This window comes from Cribrihabitans neustonicus, assembly GCF_048820895.1.
GTDB lineage: Bacteria > Pseudomonadota > Alphaproteobacteria > Rhodobacterales > Rhodobacteraceae > Cribrihabitans_A > Cribrihabitans_A neustonicus.
The window spans coordinates 40,235-53,693 of sequence record NZ_JBMERQ010000004.1 but is presented as its reverse complement, the minus strand read 5'-3'; the positions used below and the strand labels follow the sequence as shown (position 1 = coordinate 53,693).

The 13,459-nt window shown below is 67.5% G+C and carries 12 protein-coding genes; 9 read left to right on the top strand and 3 right to left on the bottom strand.

Translation table 11 applies throughout. From position 1 onward, the window contains the following. Positions 1-25 precede the first annotated feature (25 nt). The 9 genes from ACOHWE_RS11620 (at position 26) to ribD (ending at position 8,708) form a co-directional block, all read left to right on the top strand. Positions 26-364, top strand: coding sequence for a hypothetical protein (locus tag ACOHWE_RS11620; RefSeq protein ID WP_420666539.1), 339 nt, complete (start codon positions 26-28; stop codon positions 362-364). A 1-nt stretch (position 365) separates the two neighbouring features. Then, positions 366-2,375 (top strand): DNA primase, encoded by a 2,010-nt coding sequence (dnaG, locus tag ACOHWE_RS11615; RefSeq protein WP_420666538.1) that lies wholly within the window; start codon positions 366-368, stop codon positions 2,373-2,375. A gap of 135 nt (positions 2,376-2,510) precedes the next feature. Continuing rightward, positions 2,511-4,496, top strand: a complete 1,986-nt coding sequence (rpoD, locus tag ACOHWE_RS11610) for an RNA polymerase sigma factor RpoD (protein WP_420666536.1) — start codon at positions 2,511-2,513, stop codon at positions 4,494-4,496. A gap of 295 nt (positions 4,497-4,791) precedes the next feature. Next, complete coding sequence (locus ACOHWE_RS11605) at positions 4,792-5,250, top strand: thiol-disulfide oxidoreductase DCC family protein (protein WP_420666534.1); 459 nt, start codon at positions 4,792-4,794, stop codon at positions 5,248-5,250. An 88-nt stretch (positions 5,251-5,338) separates the two neighbouring features. Further along, positions 5,339-5,629 carry a hypothetical protein gene (locus ACOHWE_RS11600; protein ID WP_420666533.1) on the top strand — a complete coding sequence of 97 codons (291 nt, stop codon included), beginning with the start codon at positions 5,339-5,341 and terminating at the stop codon, positions 5,627-5,629. 477 nt (positions 5,630-6,106) lie between these two features. After that, a complete protein-coding gene (locus ACOHWE_RS11595; RefSeq protein WP_420666532.1) occupies positions 6,107-6,529 on the top strand; it encodes a hypothetical protein in 423 nt (140 codons plus the stop codon). A gap of 75 nt (positions 6,530-6,604) precedes the next feature. Beyond that, entirely contained in the window at positions 6,605-7,021 is a 417-nt protein-coding gene (locus ACOHWE_RS11590) for a secondary thiamine-phosphate synthase enzyme YjbQ (protein WP_420666530.1), read from the top strand. A 122-nt stretch (positions 7,022-7,143) separates the two neighbouring features. Beyond that, positions 7,144-7,611 (top strand): transcriptional regulator NrdR, encoded by a 468-nt coding sequence (gene nrdR / locus ACOHWE_RS11585; protein ID WP_420666528.1) that lies wholly within the window; start codon positions 7,144-7,146, stop codon positions 7,609-7,611. After that, positions 7,611-8,708: a bifunctional diaminohydroxyphosphoribosylaminopyrimidine deaminase/5-amino-6-(5-phosphoribosylamino)uracil reductase RibD gene (gene ribD, locus ACOHWE_RS11580; protein WP_420666527.1), complete on the top strand. Its 1,098-nt coding sequence runs from the start codon at positions 7,611-7,613 to the stop codon at positions 8,706-8,708. Before nrdR ends, ribD begins: the two co-directional genes overlap by 1 nt. Positions 8,709-8,788: 80 nt before the next feature. On the opposite strand, the gene ACOHWE_RS11575 is transcribed toward ribD, so the two are convergent. The 3 genes from ACOHWE_RS11575 to ACOHWE_RS11565 all read right to left on the bottom strand — a co-directional run bounded on the left by ACOHWE_RS11575 (position 8,789) and on the right by ACOHWE_RS11565 (position 13,331). Continuing rightward, a complete protein-coding gene (locus tag ACOHWE_RS11575; RefSeq protein ID WP_420666525.1) occupies positions 8,789-10,810 on the bottom strand; it encodes a capsular polysaccharide biosynthesis protein in 2,022 nt (673 codons plus the stop codon). 2 nt (positions 10,811-10,812) lie between these two features. Beyond that, a complete protein-coding gene (locus ACOHWE_RS11570) occupies positions 10,813-11,946 on the bottom strand; it encodes a polysaccharide biosynthesis/export family protein (RefSeq protein WP_420666524.1) in 1,134 nt (377 codons plus the stop codon). Between the two features lie 95 nt (positions 11,947-12,041). Next, on the bottom strand, positions 12,042-13,331 hold the full coding sequence (locus tag ACOHWE_RS11565; RefSeq protein WP_420666523.1) for a capsule biosynthesis protein: 1,290 nt from the start codon (positions 13,329-13,331) through the stop codon (positions 12,042-12,044). Between the last annotated feature and the right edge of the window lie 128 nt (positions 13,332-13,459).

Sequence of the window (13,459 nt, the reverse complement as noted above, 5' to 3'; positions counted from 1 at the left end):
ACGAACTGATTCCCGGAGCTGATCCATGATCCGCATTTTCCTCGCCGCTGCGCTGCTGGCGGCGCCGGCCTATGCTTCTGAAACCAAGGAAGAAAGCTGCAAGTATCAAGGCCAGGTGATGGCCGCGGTGCAAAAGGCGCGGCTCGACCGGGTGCCGCAGGAGGAGGTGGAGCAGGTGATTCTGGCCAGCGGGCCGGACTGGCCCGACGCCTACTCCAATGCGATCCCGCAGCTTTCTGCGCATGTCTACGCGATGAAGCGGCGCGACCTGCGCAATGCGGATCTGGGTGCCATCTTTGAACAGCAGTGCCTGGAGAACTGGGATCAGATCCAGGAAATGAAGAAACATCTGAAGTCGAACTGATATGTCTCTGCCGCCCGGCTTTCTTGATGAACTCCGCACCCGGGTCAGCCTGTCTGACGTTGTCGGGCGCAAGGTCATGTGGGATCAGCGCAAGTCGCAGCCGGGCAAGGGCGACTACTGGGGACCGTGCCCCTTCCACCACGAGAAGACCGCGTCCTTCCATGTCGAGGACCGCAAAGGGTTCTATTACTGCTTCGGCTGCCATGCGAAGGGCGATGCGCTGAAGTTCGTGCAGGAGACCGAAAACGTCAGCTTCATGGAGGCGGTGGAGATCCTTGCGGGCGAAGCGGGGCTGGAGATGCCCAAGCGCGACCCGCGCGCGCAGGAGAAGCAGGACCGCCGGGCGCTGCTCGCCGACGTGATGGAGCAGGCGGTGCAGTTCTTCCGCCTGCAGCTCAAGACCGGCGCGGCGCAGGACGCGCGCGCCTACCTGCAGCGCCGGGGGCTGACGCCGCCCGCGCTCGACCGCTGGGAGATCGGCTTTGCCCCGAACGGCTGGCAGAACCTCTGGGACCACCTGCGCGGCAAGGGCGTGGCGGAGGACCTGATCCTTGGCGCGGGGCTGGGCAAGCCCTCGAACAAGGGCGGCAAGCCATACGACACCTTCCGCAACCGGATCATGTTCCCGATCCGCGACGCGCGCGGCCGGGCGATTGCCTTTGGCGGCCGGGCGATGGACCCGAATGACAGCGCAAAATACCTGAACTCGCCCGAAACCGAGCTGTTCGACAAGGGCCGCAGCCTCTACAACCACGGGCCTGCGCGGGCGGCCTCGGGGCGCGGCGCGCCCTTGATCGTGGCCGAGGGCTACATGGACGTGATCGCGCTGGCCGAAGGCGGGTTCCCGTCCTCGGTGGCCCCCTTGGGCACCGCGGTCACCGAGAACCAGCTGCAGATGCTGTGGCGGATGTCGGACGAGCCGATCATTGCGCTGGATGGCGACACCGCGGGCCTGCGCGCGGCGATGCGGCTGATCGACCTGGCGCTGCCGCTGCTGGAGGCGGGCAAGTCCCTGCGCTTTGCCTTGATGCCCGAGGGCAAGGACCCCGACGACATGATCCGCAGCGAAGGGCCCGAGGCCGTGCAGGCGGTGCTGGACCAGGCGATGCCGATGGTGAAGCTCCTGTGGCAGCGGGAGACCGCGGGCAAGGTCTTTGACAGCCCCGAGCGCAAGGCGGCGCTCGACAAAGCCTTGCGGGAAAAGATCCGGCTGATCCGCGATCCCTCGATCCGCAAGCACTACGGCGACGACATCAAGGAGCTGCGCTGGCAGCTGTTCCGCGGCAATCGCGGCAGCAGCAGTGGCGGAAGCAAGGGCAGCTACCAGCTGAAACCCGGCGGGGGCGGCGGATTCCGCGAGGGCGTGCGCGCGCCCTGGCGCGGCAAGGGCTTTCCCGGCCCGGTGCCGCAGCCGCGCGCCACTACCCGCGCATCGCTGGTCGCGGCGGCGGATGAGACTGCCTTTGCCCGCATGCGCGAGGCGGTGATCCTGGCCACCGCCATCACCACGCCCGCGGTAATCGCAGAGTTTGAAACGCGGCTGGAGCGGCTGCAGTGCGCCGACCCCGATCTGGCGGCGCTGCGTGACCTGGTCTTGCGGGTGGGGATTGAAGCGCCGGAGCGGCTGCGCGAGGAAATAGATTGGGCGCTGGGCCCGCATGCCCTTGAAAACCTCTATGCGCTGCGCCATGTGGCAATCATCCCCAGCCTGCGCAAACCCGGCGACACCGAACTGGCCGCAATGACCCTGGCAGAGGAATTTGCGAAACTGGAAGCAGGGCGCGGGCTGGACGCGGAACTGGCGGAGGCCACCGAGGATCTGAGCGGGCTGGCCGACGAGGCCCTGACCTGGCGCCTGGGCCAGGCCGCGGAGGCCCGCAACCGCGCGGTGCGCAGCGAAAATGAGGATAAGGCGCAGTATGATGTGGGTGAGAACGGTGCGCGTCTCAATCGCGAGGAACGCGACGCCTTTGGCGCCCTTTTGGACCGGATCGGCTTTTCCGGCAAATGACACAGCCACAGACGCTGATGCGTTTTGCTAAGGAAGAGCAAAAGAAAATTGGGTAAACCGGGTGACGAATCAGATCATCGCGCACATGATTCGCGCGACCCGAATCGCCCCGCAGCCCCTGATGAGGAGCAATGAATGGCCGCCAAAGACACCGACGACCGCAAGCCTGACGATCAGGAGCCCGAAATTTCCCTCGACATGAGCCAGGCTCAGGTCAAGAAGATGATCGCGGAAGCCCGCGAAAAGGGCTACATCACCTATGATCAGCTCAATCAGGTGCTGCCGCCGGATCAGGTCAGCTCGGAACAGATCGAAGACGTGATGTCGATGCTCAGCGAGATGGGCATCAACATCATCGAGGACGAGGAAGCCGAGGAAGAAGAGAACAAGGGCTCGACCGATCTGGTCACCACCGAGGGCCCGCGCGAGGTCGCGCTGGCCGGCGCGCAGGCCGAGAAGCTCGACCGCACCGATGACCCGGTGCGCATGTACCTGCGCGAGATGGGCTCGGTCGAGCTCTTGTCCCGCGAGGGCGAGATCGCGATCGCCAAGCGCATCGAGGCCGGCCGCAACACGATGATCGCGGGGCTTTGCGAAAGCCCGCTGACCTTCCAGGCGATCACCATCTGGCACGACGAACTGCTGTCCGAGGACATCCTGCTGCGCGACGTCATCGACCTGGAAGCCACTTTCGGCAACCAGCTCGACGAAGAGGGCGGTGTCGAGGAGCCGGTGGTCGACCCGTCAGCGGTGCAGGCGGCCAAGCCCGCCAAGGAAGAAGGCCCCGAGCTCGACGCGGACGGCAACCCGATCTCCCGCGAGGAAGACGAGGACGAGGACGAGCAGGCCAACATGTCGCTCGCCGCGATGGAGGCCGCGCTCAAGGACCGGGTGCTGACCACGCTGGACCGGATCTCCACTGACTTCGCCGAGCTGAGCGAGATGCAGGACAGCCGGATCTCGGCTACGCTGAACGAGGACGGCTCCTTCAGCGCCGAGGACGAGGCCCGCTATCAGCAGCTGCGTTCGGAGATCGTCGAGCTGGTGAACGGGCTGCACCTGCACAACAACCGCATCGAGGCGCTGATCGACCAGCTTTACGGCATCAACCGCCGGATCATGCAGATCGACAGCGCCGTGGTGAAGCTGGCCGATCAGGCCCGGATCAACCGCAAGGAATTCGTCGACGCTTACCGCGGACGCGAGCTGGACCCGAACTGGCTGTCGGAAATGGCTGAAAAGCCGGGCCGCGGCTGGCAGATGTTCATCGAGCGCTCCACCGACAAGGTGGAGGAGCTGCGCGCCGACATGGCGCAGGTGGGCCAGTATGTCGGCCTCGACATCTCGGAATTCCGCCGCATCGTGCAGCAGGTGCAGAAGGGCGAGAAGGAGGCCCGCCAGGCCAAGAAGGAAATGGTGGAAGCCAACCTGCGCCTGGTGATCTCCATCGCCAAGAAATACACCAACCGCGGGCTGCAGTTCCTTGATCTCATTCAGGAAGGCAACATCGGCCTGATGAAGGCGGTCGACAAGTTCGAATACCGCCGCGGCTACAAGTTCTCGACCTATGCGACCTGGTGGATCCGCCAGGCGATCACCCGCTCGATCGCCGATCAGGCACGCACTATCCGGATCCCGGTGCACATGATCGAGACCATCAACAAGCTGGTCCGCACCGGCCGCCAGATGCTGCACGAGATCGGCCGCGAGCCGACCCCGGAGGAGCTGGCCGAGAAGCTGCAGATGCCGCTGGAAAAGGTCCGCAAGGTGATGAAGATCGCCAAGGAGCCGATCTCTCTCGAAACCCCGATCGGGGACGAGGAAGATTCGCAGCTTGGCGATTTCATCGAGGACAAGAACGCGGTGCTGCCGCTCGACAGCGCCATTCAGGAGAACCTGAAGGAAACCACCACCCGGGTTCTGGCCTCGCTCACCCCGCGCGAGGAACGTGTGCTGCGGATGCGATTCGGCATCGGCATGAACACCGACCACACGCTGGAGGAAGTCGGCCAGCAGTTCAGCGTGACCCGCGAACGGATCCGCCAGATCGAGGCGAAGGCGCTGCGGAAGCTCAAACACCCGAGCCGCTCGCGCAAGCTGCGGTCGTTCCTGGACCAGTGATCCAAGACCCCCCTGACAGCCATGGCCGCGCTCCCAGCGCGGCCATTTCTATTTTATGGGCTAAGATTGGCCGCGAATGGGCGAAATGCCGAGCGAAGCCGCGCGTCGGCGGCGCGCGCGGTGGCGATCCTGACCGGAGCGACTGGCAGTTTATCCCGGCCAAGTCCGTACGCCCTCGCGAGGGCACGTCCAGCCTCAGCCAAATCGCCGCCGCGAGGGGGGCGCGCCGGCGATGCGCGGCGGCCTTCGGCCTGGCTCCGCGTTGGCGGCAAACTGAGAGCAGCGCAGGTCGGTCATGCGGCAGGTGAATGATCACACCGGAAGCCTCATCGTCTTCGATGGCGACTGCGTGCTCTGCTGCAGCTGCTTCCGCTTCGTGCTGCGCCACGACCGGGCGGAGCGGTTCTCCTTTGCGCTGGCGCAGTCGCCCCTGGGGCAGCGGCTCTACCGGGCGGAGGGGCTGGCTGGCGATGATCTCGGCACCATGCTGGTGGTGGCGGAGGGCCGCGTGCTGCAGCGGCTGGATGCGGTCGCAGCGGTGCTGCGGGGGCTTGGCGGGCCGTGGCGCCTGCTGGCGCTGTGCCGGTTCCTGCCGCGGCGGGTGAAGGACGCGCTGTACGGTCTTATCGCGCGCAATCGCTTCCGGCTCTTCGGGCGGCGCGATGCCTGCCTGCTGCCGCCGCCGGATCTCGCCCTCCGTTTTGCGCCCGAGGGGCTGGCAGGGTCGGACGGCCTCGGGAGCGTCGGCCGTTAACCATTTGGCAACAACTTGGATTGTCCGCGGTTTCAACGCGCTTTATCGTAAAATTCACATCAAAGAGACAATGGTCCGGGGGGATGAGATGTCTGCTTACCGTGATGCGGATGCGGCGCTGGGGGCGCTGGACGCGAAATTGCAGGAATTGAACGGGCTGGTGCTCGCCAATGGCTTTTTGGCGGGTGTGCTGCTGGCGCAGGGGGACGCGCTGAAGCAGATGGGCGCGGAGGAAACCCGCGAGATGCTGCGCGCGCAGGCGCGGGCGGAATACGGGGAAAGCGGCCGGGTACCCGATGCCGCCGTGATGCAGGTGCTCGAAGGCGTGCTGGGGAGCCGTCCGAGCGCCGAAGTCATCCCGTTTCCCGCCCGCGGCTGAGCCGCGCTTCGCGGGAAGGGGGCTTCCTGCGCGCCATAATACCCCTGCAGCAGTCCTGACCGGCCGCTGCAGGGGTATCTTCTTGTGCGGTGCCGGTCAGCCGCATTTGGATCCAGTGAGGCAGGCGGAGAGCCGCGCGTCGGCGGCGCGCGCGGAGGCGGTCCGAACCGGAGTGGATGGCAGTTTATCCCGGCCACGTCCGTGAACCCTCCCGAGGAACCTCCTGGCCGATGCCAAGTCGCCGCCGCGTGCGGGCGCGCCGGCGATGCGCGGCGGCCTTCGGCCTCGTCCCGCGCTGGCCAAACCCGGCCTTCGGTCGTGCCCCGCTGCTTTCCGCCGCCCCAGCCCCACGGCGCTGTGATTTGCCCGTGTTGGCGCGCGCCTTAGTCTTTCCCGTGACACCGGCGGGGCTCACACTGTGCTGCGGTCCGCCCGATCCCGCATCCCCCGCCGCAGCGATGAGAAGGGAGGCCTCTCATGAAACTGCACGCGTTTCTTACCGTTGCCCTGACGGGCGCTTGTGTGGTGGCGCCGGGTGCCTCGACGGCCTGGTGGTCCTGGAACCGGCACGAGGTGTTTCCGGTAGCCGACGGCGTCTGGGAGGTTGTGAGCGAAGTCGGCGCCATGCCGCGGGACTACTGGTGCGCCTCCGGGGATTATGCCTTTCGCGAGCTGGGCGCGCCGCTGAGCCAGCGTATCTATATTTGGCGCGGCATCGGCCCCTCGCTGAGCCGCCCCACCCACAAGGCGGTGCAGTTCTCTTTCGCGCCGCCGCCAGGCGCGGATCTGTCGCCGCGGCACTCGCTGAACATCACGGCGGCGGGCAACAGCAGGAGCACGGGCTCGGCCTACAACCGCTGCTTCGACCGGCGGCCCCGTCACGGCATCTTCCTCGACTGATCCGGTCCCTGGCAGCCTCCGGCCTTGGGTGCCGCCCCGCTTGCCCGGCGCGCGGCTTTAGTCCAGAACGAACCCATGCAGCAGCGCTTCACCATCGCCACCCGCGGCCAGGGGCTTTACGAATTCACCGCCGATCTCCGCACCTGGGTGGCGGGTCAGGGCATGCGCGACGGGCTGCTTACCCTCTTTGTGCGCCATACGTCCTGCTCGCTGCTGATCCAGGAAAACGCCGACCCCGCGGTGCAGGGCGATCTGCAGGCCTTCTTCTCCCGCCTGGTGCCGCCCTCGGACCACCCTTCGATGCGTTACTTGCGCCATACCTACGAGGGGCCGGATGACATGCCCGCCCATATCAAGGCAGCGATGATGCCGGTGAGCCTGTCGATCCCGGTGAGCGGCGGCGCGCCGGTCTTGGGGCGCTGGCAAGGGGTTTACCTGTTCGAACACCGCGATGCGCCGCACCGCCGGGAGGTGGTGGCGCACCTCGGGTGAACCTCTTTATCTAGCGGCATTATTTCACCTCTACCCAAATTCTGGAGGGTGCCCTATAGTTGTGGATAACCGGGGAAACCCGGACACAAGTTAAAGGCTGACAGGATTGAGGATACCGGCGGATGCGCTGCCCATTTTGCGGAAATATCGACACTCAGGTCAAGGATTCCCGGCCCGCCGAAGATCACGTCTCGATCCGGAGGCGGCGGTTCTGCCCGGCTTGCGGCGGCCGCTTCACCACCTATGAGCGGGTGCAGCTGCGTGACTTGGTGGTGATCAAGACGTCCGGCAAGCGCGAGGACTTCGACCGCGATAAGCTGGAGCGCTCGATCCGCATCTCCATGCAAAAACGCCCGATCGAGCCGGAGCGCATCGACCAGATGATCTCGGGCATTGTGCGGCGCCTGGAGAGCATGGGCGAAACGGACATCGCCTCCAAGAAGATCGGTGAGATCGTGATGGAGGCGCTGGCCCGGATCGACACTGTCGCCTATGTGAGATTTGCCAGCGTTTACAAAAACTTCCAGGCCGCGGACGATTTCGAGGACTTCGTCCACGAGCTGCGCCCCCATGTCGCTCCGGAAGAGTGATGGATCCCGATCACCGTTTCATGGCGCTGGCCCTGTCGCTGGGCCGGCGCGGGCAGGGCAACTGCTGGCCAAACCCGGCGGTGGGCTGCGTCATCGTGCGCGAGGGGCGCATCGTGGGGCGCGGCTGGACCAAGCCGGGCGGGCGCCCGCACGCCGAGACAGAGGCGCTGGCCCAGGCCGGTGAGGCAGCACGCGGGGCAACGGCCTATGTGACACTTGAGCCCTGCGCGCATCACGGCAAGACCGCTCCCTGTTCGCAGGCGCTGATCGACGCTGGCATTTCCCGGGTCGTGGCGGCCATCGAAGACAGCGATCCGCGGGTCTCCGGCCAGGGCTTCCAGATGCTGCGCGACGCGGGCGTCGAGGTGGTTTCGGGCGTCTGGGGCGCGCAGGCAGCGCGGGATCATGCCGGGTTCTTCCTCAAGACAGAACAGGGCCGCCCGCTGGTGACGCTGAAGCTCGCCAGCAGTTTCGACGGCCGTATCGCTACCGGTTCGGGGCAGAGCCAATGGATCACGGGGCCGGAGGCGCGCCGCGTGGTGCATGCAATGCGGGCGCGCCATGACGCGGTAATGGTGGGCGGCGGCACTGCGCGGGCGGATGACCCCTCGCTTACCGTGCGCGATATGGGCGTGGCGCGGCAACCGGTGCGGGTGGTGATATCGCGCCATTTGGACCTGCCTCTGATGGGGCAGCTGGCCCGGACCGCCCGCAAAGTGCCGGTCTGGCTTTGCCACGGCCAGGGCGCTGCGCCGGAGCGGATAGAGGCCTGGCAAGGGCTGGGCGCGCGGCTGATCCCCTGCGCGGCGCATGGCGTGCAGCTCGACCCGGGCGACGTTTTGCAGCAGCTGGGTGCGGCCGGGCTCACGCGGGTGTTCTGCGAGGGCGGCAGCGCCCTGGCGGCGTCTTTGCTGGCATTTGACCTGGTGGACGAGCTGATCGGCTTTACCGCGGGCCTCGGCATCGGTGCCGAGGGACTGCCCTCGATCGGGGCGCTGGGGATCGGCAAGCTGGCGGAGGCGCCGAGGTTCGAGTTGATCGAGGCCCGCCGTACCGGGGGCGACATCCTGCACCGTTGGACGCGGGAGCTGCGATAACGGGCATTGGGGGCGCTGCCTCTCGGCCTGACGGCCTCACCCCGGGGTTTTCAGGTCAGAAAGCGGCGGGGGCGGGGGTGTCAGCGCCAGAGGGGGGCGCAGCTGGCAAACAGGCCTTGCAGCTTGGAGAGCAAGCGGTTGGCGGCGCCGGGGTGCGGCAGCGGGCCGTGTTTCAGACGCATCACGGCGGCTTCGGCCGGGCAGGGCTCACCGGTAACGGGATCGCGGTAGCGCGGGTAGTCGATCAATGCGGCATGGGCGAGGCCGAGGAGCGAAGGGCGCGCCCGGCGCCAGGCAGGCTGCTTTGCCAGATCGCGGGTCAGCCCCCAGCCCGCGTAGAAGGGCCGGCCGAGCGTGGTCACGGGAATGCCGCGCAGCAGGGCCTCGAAACCCATTAGGGAGGTCATTGTCCACACCTCCTGCACCTGGGCCAGCAGGTCTGCCGGATCGGCCTTTACGGCGATCACATCGGCGAGGCCGCCGCCATCGATCTCACCCGCGCGCAGGCCGGCCTCCACATCCGGGTGCGGTTTGTAAATGATAACGGCTTCCGGGTTGGCAGCGCGCACGGCTTGGAGCAGGGCGCTGTTATTGTTGACCTCAGCTGCGCCGCAGAGGATCGAGGCGTCATCCGCGACCTGGCCCGGAACCAGGATTCGGTGGCCGTCGGGCAGAGCCGGGGCGGGGCCTCCGAGATTGTATTTCGACAGGCCGCCGCCGGTGAGGCTCTTGATGAGGGCCTCGGTGCGGCGGGTCTGGGCCCCGGTCAGCGTGCTGCGGCGGGCGATCAGGTGGTCGAGGTCCGAGGGCTGGCGCGGGTCGTAGTAGATGCCGCGCCAGTCGGTCACCAGCGACAGTGGCGGCACCAGCTCCGCTCCCAGCCCGCGGGAGCGCAGGAAACCGTCCTCGACCCGGGCGGCGCCCGCATGGGCTTCGCTGGCCTTGCCGGCCCAGACCATGCGCTTTCGGCCCTGTGCTTTGCCTGCGTCTTCGGTGAAGCGCACGCGCTTCTCGCCGCCATAGAAGGCCTGCAGCGGCTCGCGTTTCCAAAGCCGCATGCCGGAGGCGGCCCAGCCAAGACGGTCCTCGCGCCAGGCGCGGGCCCTGGCTTCCAGATTGTCGAGCGCGGTTTCCAGCTCGCAGAGCTCATCGCGGAAGGGATCGTACCATGTAGGGTAGAGGATCATCGCGGCAGCGAAGAGCTGCGCGCGGGTGAGGTTCCGCTGCCGCCGCGCGGGCGGGGCGTCGTCAGTGCTGAGCCCCCAGCCGGCATAGAACGGCTGGCCGAAGACGCGCGGCTTGTGGCCGGCGAGGATCGCCTCGAATCCCAGTTGCGAGGAGACGGTATAGACCCCGACCGCGCCCTCCAGCAGCGCCCAGGGGGAGGCCCCGCCGGTGTAGAGCTGCACGCGGCCCTGGGCGTCCGCGGCCTCGAAGTGGCCGGGGCGGTAGCCGCGCAGGGTTTCGGGGTGGGTTTTGAGCAGCACCCGCGCGCCGGGGTTTTCCTCCTGCGCGTAGGCGAGCATTTCGAGGAACCGCGCCCGCCCGGCGCCGGAGGCAATTACCGAGGCGTCGTGGCGGGCCTGGTCGGCCACCAGGACATAGCCGGGATCGGGCGGCGCAACGGCGGGGTCAAAGCCGCTGTATTTGCTGAGATGGGCCTCCCGCATGCGCGCGATGGCGCCGCGGGCGCGCCGCAGGAGGTGGCTGTCGTCGAGCGGGTGGGTGGCAAGCAGGCGCTCAAGCTCCGAGGGGCTTTCCGCGTCGAAATGCACGCCCTCGCGGTCGAGAAGCAGCCCCAGCGGCGGCTCGCCCGCGCGGCCCGGGTGCAGGGAGCGCAGGAAGGCGTCCTCCACCCTGAGCAGCCCGCAGCCGCGCCGCGCTGCGACCGCCCGGCCGCGGTGCGCGGTGGGGGAGGCCCCCCAAATGCCGACCATGTCCTGCGGCTGCGGCAGGCCGAGGCGGACCCGGTAGCCGGCAAGCGACAGGATCCGCCGCAACCGCTTCTGGCTGAGGAAGCCGCCGTTATAGACGAACAGCCGGGACGTTTCCGCCCCGGCTGCTCCTTGCGTGTCTTGCGGGCCCGGGCCCGGGGTCACCATCCTCAGCCTTCAAAGGCTGTGGAGACGCTCGACAGCGAGCCGACCGGGCTCAGCAGAAGCGAGATGGTCTTGGTCCACTGGGTGTAGGGTGCTTCGGTGACATAGAGCGTGTCGTCATCGCGGATTACGAAGTCACGGGCAATGAACAGCCCGTTCGGCTGGGTCAGGTTCAGCACATAGACCATGCGCTGCGCGCCGATCAGGTCGTCGCGGCCCAGCACCTGGTTGGCGATCTCGGCCGGCTCATTGCGCAATACGAAGACGCCGGTGGGATCCGAGGCGGTGGAGATCAGGCCGCCAACCTGTGCAATGGCCTCGAGCGCCGAGAGGTCCTGGCTTTCGAACGGCACCCTTGCCTGGGCGGTGGTGGCGCCAAGTGCGGTGAAGGAGCGGGTGTCTTCCTCGACCAGGATGCGGTCGCCGCCGCGCAGGGCGACATCGAGCTGCGGGTTGTCGTAGAGATCCTGAAACCAGATCTTGCCCTTCTGGCCGCCGCGCAGGATGGTGACCTGGGCAATCTCGGGCTGGATGGTGACACCGCCGGCCTGAGCCAGCATGGCGGAGAGCGTGCGGGTGGGGCGTTCGATTGGGTAGACGCCCTGGGCACCGATGGCGCCGGTAAGGCTGACCGTGGCGCCATCGCCTGCGAGGCGGCGCACCTGCACCTGCGGATCCGGCGTCTGGTCTTCGAGCTTGCGGGTGATGGCCTGGCGCAGCTGCTCCGGCGTGTTGCCGGCGGCGCGCAGGCGGCCTGCGTAGGGCACGAAGATGAAGCCCGCGCTGTCGACCTGCACCTCCTCCAGCGTGGTGGCGTTGCTGGCTTCGGCCGCCAGCAGCCCGTCATCGACGTTTTCCCAGACCGTGAGGCCCAGCACGTCGCCGGGCCGGATCACGTCGGAGGTGAGCACCCCGGCGGAGGTGAAGCCGTCAGAAAAGCCAAGCGCGGGCACCACGGCGGTGGCCCGGGCCACGCGGTCGTTGACCGAAACGATGAAGGCGTCGCCCTCGCGCTGCACCGAGCCTGCGAAGATCTGGCGCTTGCTCGGGCCCACCTTGGGCAGCCCGCAAGACGCCGCCAGGGCCAATGCGGCCAGCAGGGCTGCGGGGCGCGCCCAGCGAAGGGAAACGGATGTCACTGCTCGGTCTCCTGACCTGTTATTGTTTTGCCTCAATTTTTACGGCCAAGGTAACCGGGCAGAAGGTGAAAATCCAGTCCCGCAGGAGCGGGCGCTCAGGTCACCGCGCGCAACTGTTGCCGCGGGGCCGCTGTGCCGCGGCTGAGGGCGTCGTAGGGATCGTCTGCCGCCAGCATCATGTCGGCGACCTGGCGCAGGAGCTGGCGGCGGCCGCGGCGGGAGTAGTAGCCCCCCGCGAGCTGCGACGTTTCCAGCAGGAACCGGCGGTAGTCGCGGTAGGCGCGGGCGTCCGGGCGGCGTGGGGCGGCGAAGAAGTCGCGGGTGGTTTGCGGGGAGACGAACTCCGGCTTGCCATAGACGGCGCGGCCGAAGATTTTCAGCGGGATGCCGCGCCACAAGACCTGCTGGCCCGCGGTGGAGTTCACGGTGACGGCGCTGCGGGCCTCGTTCAGCAGCTGCGCGAGCTTGCCGCCGCGCACGTAATGCACCCGGCCTTCGAGGCCATGCTCGCGGGCGAGCTCGCGCAGGGTGCGGCGCAGCGGGACCCGGCCGTCCTCCAGCGGGTGCGCCTTGATCACCAGGTGGTGGTGGCGCGGCGCGCCTGCGGCAAAGCCGGTGATTACCTCTCCGAGGAAATCGCGCATCGAGGCAAAGGGCGAATGCGCCTGGAAGGAGCTGTCATGCTCAAGCTGCAAAAGCGCCAGGTGGTAGGGAAAGCCGCCGTTGCGGATGCGCCGCTCGGCCAGGCGGCGCTCCAGTGCCTGGGCGGGCATCAGCAGCAGGCGGCGCAGGTAGAGCTGGAACTCCCTTGTGACCGGCAGCGCCCGGTGCGGGCGGAAATTGCGGTAGCGGCGGTTCCGGAACATTACGAACCAGTGGTAGAGCGCGCCGTAAAACACGTGCTGGCGCATGTCGCCCCAATGCGCGGGCGGCAGCGGGGCTTCCATGTCGGAGCGGGCCAGCGCTTCCTGCATCCCGGCAACCTGCATCTGCATCAGCCGCGAATGGCCATTGGCGCCGCCGCGCTCGTAGGTGACCCAGTAGGGGCGCAGGTAGCCCTCCTCGAAGACATGCACGGTGAGCCCGCGGGCGCGCGCGGCCTCTACGGCGGCGGCGTGGATTGGCCTGGTGTCGCCGTAAAGCACGATGTCGGTCACGGCATGGGTATCCAGCAGCCCGCCGAGCGCCTGCGGCCAGTCCTCGGAGGGGCCTTGATAGGCGTGGTATGTGGTCTTGTCGGGCCAGAAGGCGGCATCGCCCGCGTTGAACCCCACCCTCAAAATCCGGGCACCCGCAGCCTGCAGCATCGCGCCCAGCCCGGCAAAGAAGGGCCCGTGCGGGCCTTGCAGGAAGAGGAAGCAGCGGCGGTCGGTCATCGGAGGCATCATCTGGGGTATCCAGGGGGCGGGGATTACTGAAAATTGCAGCCCAGCCTGCGCACCGAAGGCGGCAAAACTAAGGCCGCGGCGGGCGCGCGGGAAGGCAGGGGCAAGCCAGGGCTTGTGGCGCCGGT

What these genes read in the sequence shown, in the direction of transcription:
- ACOHWE_RS11620 (WP_420666539.1), top strand. Translation starts at nt 26, where the DNA reads ATGATCCGCATTTTCCTCGCCGCTGCGCTGCTGGCGGCGCCGGCCTAT.
- dnaG (WP_420666538.1), top strand. Translation starts at nt 366, where the DNA reads ATGTCTCTGCCGCCCGGCTTTCTTGATGAACTCCGCACCCGGGTCAGC.
- rpoD (WP_420666536.1), top strand. Translation starts at nt 2,511, where the DNA reads ATGGCCGCCAAAGACACCGACGACCGCAAGCCTGACGATCAGGAGCCC.
- ACOHWE_RS11605 (WP_420666534.1), top strand. Translation starts at nt 4,792, where the DNA reads ATGCGGCAGGTGAATGATCACACCGGAAGCCTCATCGTCTTCGATGGC.
- ACOHWE_RS11600 (WP_420666533.1), top strand. Translation starts at nt 5,339, where the DNA reads ATGTCTGCTTACCGTGATGCGGATGCGGCGCTGGGGGCGCTGGACGCG.
- ACOHWE_RS11595 (WP_420666532.1), top strand. Translation starts at nt 6,107, where the DNA reads ATGAAACTGCACGCGTTTCTTACCGTTGCCCTGACGGGCGCTTGTGTG.
- ACOHWE_RS11590 (WP_420666530.1), top strand. Translation starts at nt 6,605, where the DNA reads ATGCAGCAGCGCTTCACCATCGCCACCCGCGGCCAGGGGCTTTACGAA.
- nrdR (WP_420666528.1), top strand. Translation starts at nt 7,144, where the DNA reads ATGCGCTGCCCATTTTGCGGAAATATCGACACTCAGGTCAAGGATTCC.
- ribD (WP_420666527.1), top strand. Translation starts at nt 7,611, where the DNA reads ATGGATCCCGATCACCGTTTCATGGCGCTGGCCCTGTCGCTGGGCCGG.
- ACOHWE_RS11575 (WP_420666525.1), bottom strand. Translation starts at nt 10,810, where the DNA reads ATGGTGACCCCGGGCCCGGGCCCGCAAGACACGCAAGGAGCAGCCGGG.
- ACOHWE_RS11565 (WP_420666523.1), bottom strand. Translation starts at nt 13,331, where the DNA reads ATGCCTCCGATGACCGACCGCCGCTGCTTCCTCTTCCTGCAAGGCCCG.